Source organism: Neobacillus drentensis, assembly GCF_036965245.1.
Lineage (GTDB): Bacteria > Bacillota > Bacilli > Bacillales > Cytobacillaceae > Neobacillus > Neobacillus drentensis_G.
On the sequence record NZ_JBALPG010000184.1, the window covers coordinates 1 to 6,185 of the forward strand.

A 6,185-nucleotide genomic window follows, 5' to 3' on the forward strand; every position below is an offset into this window, starting at 1 on the left:
CCTGTAACTTTAATGGAACAAGTAAGAGGACTGCCGAAACAGTCCCCAACTTAAATATAGGCTATAACGTTGTAAAAGAAGAAAATGTTACTTTTCTTCTAATTAAATTATCCTTCAATTGCTTTATGAACTGATTCAATAGCGTGTATCACTGTTGTATCAAATAATGGAACATCTGAATCCTCTGGTTTTACTATAATCCTATTTCTGTGCAACCCAATATTATTCCTTCCGCTCCATTATCAACTAAACTCTTAATCACCTTTTTGTAATAATTCCTTGATGATTGATGAATTTTTCCTAAACACAATTCTTCATAAATTACTTTATTTATAATATCTCTATCCTCTTGATTCGGTATCAAAACCTTAATACCATTTGACTCTATTCGTGACGTATAAAAATCTTGCTCCATTGTATATTTAGTGCCAAGCAACCCAACCTTACTTATTTCTAACTTACGAATTTGTTTAGCTGTTGCATCAGCAATATGTAAAATAGGTAAACTAACTTTTTCTTCAATAGATCCAATCACTTTGTGCATTGTATTTGTACAGATTACTATAATTTCAGCTCCTGCTTGTTCTAAAGATTTAGCAACATTTCCTAATAATTTTCCTGCATTATCCCAATTACCTTCTGCTTGATAACGTTCTATTTCTTCAAAGTCTACGCTATACAAAAGGCACTTAGCTGAATGTAAACCTCCCAATTTCTTTTTCACTTCTTCATTAATAATACGATAATATTCCAGCGATGACTCCCAACTCATTCCACCAATTAGACCAATAGTTTTCATACATAATCCCCTCATTCATCTGAAATACACTAAACAATTGTATATTTTTTTCATGCAATTATTGAATTGTATTCACGAATCATTTCTTCGATTGAATAAATACATAAGGAGTATCCATATTCGTAGGTAAAGAACTCTGCACCATTATGTAATAATAAATCTTTATATTCAGCTGGTAACGTCAAATAATTTTTTGTCAAATAATGTTCTAATTCTTGATGTGTAATGGGTTTGTTAAATGTAAAACCAACTTTAGAATATAATCCAGATGTACTATGGACACTTAATAAATTATTTTCATCTAATCTTGTTTTTAATGCTTCCAAAATAGTTAATATTGAATAATTATTCATTCTCTCACCTTTAAGCAAAAATTGAATAGTAGATAGTATTCGTGAGGTAATTGGAAATTCCTTTTTTTCACTAAACTCCGGTTAGAGAGCTCAACAGAAAAAAGGATCGTCGTAGCAATCCCTGTTCTTCAACACTTGCAGCTTTTAGTTGAAGAACAATTCATAAGATGGAATTCTTTATGTCAACTTTTCAAGCAAATCAGGTCTTAATAACATTCTAATGTTAGTACACTTTGAATAACTTATTCAAATAAGCATAATAAAATTACTTTATTTCATAGTTTAACCAAACTTGTTTTTTTGCTCCCATCTTGTCATATAACTTTTGAGCAACTTGATTATCATGAGCAGTTTCCCAAATCATATGAGAGTAATCATTTTCTCTAACGTAAGAAAGACAAATATTAAATAATCTTTCTCCAATCTTTTGACCCCGTATATTGGGTGTTACAAACAAATCATATAAAAAAGCCATCCGTTTTACCTCTAGTGTATTAAACGTGAAGTATAATGTAGCAAATCCAACTAATCGGTTTGTTTCCATCTCGGCAACAAACTGGATACCTTCATAAGGATTTTCAAGTAAATGATTAATCAATTTTTTGAGTGAGTCTTCACTTGGACGAGGGCACTTGTAGAAATCAACGATGTACTGGTTCATTAATTCAAAAAGTTGTGGGATATCATCTTTTGTAGCAGTCCTAATATTAACTGTTTCCATTTTTATTTCTCCTCCCAATTTTATTCAATAAAAGATAAAGCAACATTCATGCCAAAAAAATAACAAACAACATAAATATCTATTAATTTGTATTTTTTTAAATTAACTGACTTCGTTGTTGAATAACAACATTTGTTTTCTAAACACCATTATACTGAACCGTAAGTCGAATAAGAAAAGCTTCCAAAATGACAGCTTCGATCTTCAATTCTTGTACAACTTTAGTTTAGATAAAACTTTTTAAACCAATCGTTTTACAAATAAAACTCTGTCTTGATTTAGTCCGTCATAATTGGTGTTTACTGAAACTCTATCTATATCCTTGTCTCCTTTCTAAAATTTCAAATCCCATCTTAGTGTGATAATAAACATGGGATTGCCGCAGCAATCCCAATCTTAAACTCTTGCACCCGTTGAAGAAGATATTATCGCTTTACAAAAAAATTAGCCCTTCTCATTATTTGAGAGGGCCAATGTTTTCCACAATTTATAATCTAATAAATTACTTCATAAGTCTACTAAAATATAAACTTTACTGTTCACAAGCATAATTATCGTGGTCCCTATCCATTTTTGCTTGATAGGCAGGGTGAGTGGAATCTACACCATCTGGATATTTCTTTCTTATCTCTGTACAATTGGCAAAGATCTCTGATCCACCACTTGAAGTAGTTGATCCTCCTCCCGACGTTCCTCCTGAAGCCCCGCCTGAAGACTCATTATTCGCTGTTTCATTCGAATCTAAATCTCCTTTAGTAGTTCCGTTTTGTCCAAAAGCCCATAGTCCTTTATTTGAGTCCCTGGCTTCCCTTGCAAACTTTACAAAATACTCACTATATTTTACATCTGGTGGATAAGTAGATGGCTCAGCATAGCCATTTAGCACCAAATCGGCATTAAACATTTTAGAACGCATTTCATTTTCATCCATATCATTTGTTGGGATTGCCAACAAGATAATTCGAAGTATTCTGCCATATGGGTCTGTCTCCGAAACATCCTTTTGCATCCAAATTTGTTTGCCGGCAAGCTTTGTAGTCGTATAATTACTTGCTTCTTTTCCATATTGTTCATGTCTAGTCGTAGACTCAGGAGTATTAACACCAATCAAACGAACTTTTCTACCGTCAGAAGTTTCAATCGTATCGCCATCTTATCACCATAATAAATGGTGCACATATTTATATATTTTAATCCTGATACCTTCAAAATATAGAGATTTTTCGCTTTTATTGAATGTACAAGTTTGTTAACCTGTACACATTAAATTCTTTGCTCAGTTATAGTTGTACATAATTAATTTATAATGAAATTTAATCTTATTAAATATTTTTGATTTGACTTTTATAGAATAAACGGTGAAGAAATTAATAGATTTTCTATTAGTGTATTATTAACAAAAATCTTAGGGAAAAGAATATCACCAAAAGCACCTATTACAAAAAAATTGTTACGAGTAACCCCACCCATTAAAAAAACTAGGCAGGCTTACAACCAAATTGCTTTCACTTCTGTGACTTTCTCTATTATCCAATGACTTCCATTTGAACAACGCCCTATGCGCACATTCAAATTACCTGTTACGTTGGTTCAACAAAAAAAGTCCGCGGTAACGGTCATTTATTAAACTCTAGCACCCGATAGTTTAAGTGAAAATCTTCACATTTTTTTTACCTTAACAAAATCTAATCCCTTGATGTGTAGGGGCATATCAAAAAGACGCCTTCTTACTAAAGAAAAGCGCCCGATTGCTGAAGACGGAAATAAATTTTAACACATAAAATATGGTCACAAAAGATAATGCTTATTTTATATTACAATTCGTGCCTCTGATTCCGCACGCTTAATAATCTCAGATAGCGTTTCTTCAGGAGTCATATCTGATGAATCTATCCAAAGTCCTATCCTCGGATTTTCATTTATCAATACTTCATAAAGAGGTTCAAACTCCCATGTGGTATAACCTGTCTTATCACGTTTTTTCTCCCTTTCCATAATTGCTTCGACACTTGGATTTAGCGTAATAAAGTAAACCGACTTTGATTCAAATGCCTGAAGAAAAGAATGCACTTCTTTTCCCAAATAAGTATCCTGCACAACAACAGAAAATCCGGCTTTGTAATACTGATTGGCCACATTTGCCGCCAAATTGTATCGAAGCATCAATTGCTCTACCGCACTTTTGGAATAATCAGGTGTCATATCAATGTTTCCTTTTACAATCATCTTACGAAAAATATCTCCATGCACGTGAACACCCTTATCAAATTGTTTTGCTAACATTTGTGCAATTGTAGTTTTTCCTGAGGCCATTATCCCTGTTACAATATAAACACCTTTACTTAGAGCCATCATAATTACCTCCTACGCTTATTAAACATAACTTAATTTCCTAATTATTCTATTATATGGTTCGATTGTTAAAAAAAGCTAATGACCATTGTCCAACTAAACTGCTCAGTTAGTCGAATAAGAAAAAGGATCAAATGGCTGCTATCCTTCTTGAACTCAAGCACCCTTTAGTTTAAGTGCGTTTATTCACAAACTTATCCTTTTTACAGTTCATTTATTACAGGAATGCTGTCTTGTTTGTAAAAAAACGACAGCTCTTATTTGCAATCGCCCTCGTTAGCTCTATTTTGACTAACTACTTCACCAAATGTTCCCTATTAAGCGAATTATCATTCTTGGTATAAACATTAAGATGTTCCAAACCACTTCAAATATAAACTCAATTAGGGTATCTTTAAAAAAGCCGTCTCTATTTCTTTTTTTATTTTTCATCTTCTAACTCCCAATTAATTAATCGTTGTTTAACTATTCTGACTCGGAATAACAATTTCAATCCTTTAAATACATTCTACTTTTATTTTCTATTTCCTTCTTCCGCTAACCTGCCAGTTCAAGAAGAAAAATAGACTGCCAAAGCAGTCTCGTGTTTTTTACATATTAAGCACTAGGAGATAGAAAATAGTACATAGCTGAAAGTATAATTAATACTAACAAAATTCCTAAAAGAAGACGTTTCAGATTAACTCTCCCCTTTTAAAATCGTCCATTCATATAAATATTCAATGCGGTAGTTAGTTACTCCTTCTTCAACTAACCTCTCGTTAGTCGAATAAGAAAAAAGACCGCCGCAGCGATCTTTGTCTTTTGCTCTTGCCCCCGTTCGTACAACAAACAGTTATATTTATTCATCATAGGCATCTCCCAAAGATGTAAAATTATCTTGCAGCCAGTACCAATGCTTACCGTTAATCATTACTAAGCGTTCTAATAACTCTGTAAAGCAATTGGCGATTACTGGGCAGCTACCAGCAACACCGTGAATTTCCCAATTGCTATCATAACATCTACCTAAACGTGACTTGTTAAGGTCAATTGTTAAGTAATCGTTATTCCTATCACGACCAATTATGTACCAATTTGAAGAAATATCATATTCAGCTTTTTCACCGATAATTACAGGGTTTGCTAGTACAAACTCTTTAGGAGAAACAATTGTTATCCCATATTCACAGTCAATAAATAATTCAATTCCACCACATATTCTATAAAAATCATATAAATCGTTTGGCAAAAGATGCCCTTTCTCGATAACGGGATAGCCTGAAGGAGAATGCACTTTACAGTTTGGGAAGCTTTTTACTTTATTTATCAATAGTTGAATTTCCATACCTTTTCCTACCTTTATCGAAGCAAATCTAAAATACCCTAGGATTCCCAATTACTAACCACATATTTTCTTCGTCATATCCGACAACTTTCCCTTTTATTTTGTGTTGTGGGTAAAGATTTTCTGGGTTTGTACTATCACTAAATTGATTATAGTCAGCGATGCCAATTATATCTGGTGAAATACTAATAATTACTCCTTCAGGATAAAAAACTTCAATTATGCCGCAACTCTCATCTCCGATAGGGAATTTTTCTTTTGTCTCGTTCCACTTATCAATAATGTGATTTCTATATGTGTTCCACACACTAAAAAATTGTTTTTCATTTATCTCAGATCCACCGTACTCAATAATTTCATCTATATCCACGAGTCCCTCGGCTAAATAAAAATGATGTTCTTTATTTGAGAGGGGCCGATTAAAACAAATAAATTACCTCATAAGTCTACTAATTCTCACAAGCATAATTATCTTTATCTCTGTCCATTTTAGATTGATATGCTGGATGATCAGCTGGAACGCCATTTGGATATACCTTTCTTAAATCAGTACAGTTGGCAAAGAACTCTGACCCTCCACTAGAAGTAGTCGAACTTGCTGAAGTCTCTGCTTGTGCTTTAGCTTCAGCCTCC

The 6,185-nt window shown here is 33.1% G+C and carries 6 protein-coding genes and 2 pseudogenes; all 8 read right to left on the reverse strand.

Annotation, left to right across the window (positions count from 1 at the left end):
• Positions 1 to 107: 107 nt before the first annotated feature.
• Positions 108 to 799 (reverse strand): annotated as a pseudogene (locus V7150_RS24645) (aspartate/glutamate racemase family protein).
• Between the two features lie 50 nt (positions 800 to 849).
• A complete protein-coding gene (locus V7150_RS24650; protein WP_335523524.1) occupies positions 850 to 1,152 on the reverse strand; it encodes an SMI1/KNR4 family protein in 303 nt (100 codons plus the stop codon).
• A gap of 265 nt (positions 1,153 to 1,417) precedes the next feature.
• Positions 1,418 to 1,873, reverse strand: a complete 456-nt coding sequence (locus V7150_RS24655) for a GNAT family N-acetyltransferase (RefSeq protein WP_335523525.1) — start codon at positions 1,871 to 1,873, stop codon at positions 1,418 to 1,420.
• 532 nt (positions 1,874 to 2,405) lie between these two features.
• A pseudogene (locus V7150_RS24660) lies at positions 2,406 to 3,026 on the reverse strand (thermonuclease family protein); the annotation flags it as partial.
• A 656-nt stretch (positions 3,027 to 3,682) separates the two neighbouring features.
• Entirely contained in the window at positions 3,683 to 4,225 is a 543-nt protein-coding gene (locus V7150_RS24665; protein ID WP_335523529.1) for an AAA family ATPase, read from the reverse strand.
• Positions 4,226 to 5,066: 841 nt separating this feature from the next.
• Positions 5,067 to 5,552, reverse strand: coding sequence for an SMI1/KNR4 family protein (locus V7150_RS24670; protein ID WP_335523531.1), 486 nt, complete (start codon positions 5,550 to 5,552; stop codon positions 5,067 to 5,069).
• 28 nt (positions 5,553 to 5,580) lie between these two features.
• Positions 5,581 to 5,922: a hypothetical protein gene (locus tag V7150_RS24675; protein WP_335523532.1), complete on the reverse strand. Its 342-nt coding sequence runs from the start codon at positions 5,920 to 5,922 to the stop codon at positions 5,581 to 5,583.
• A gap of 79 nt (positions 5,923 to 6,001) precedes the next feature.
• Positions 6,002 to 6,185 (reverse strand): excalibur calcium-binding domain-containing protein (locus tag V7150_RS24680; protein ID WP_335523534.1); only part of this gene is annotated, 184 nt, incomplete at its 5' end.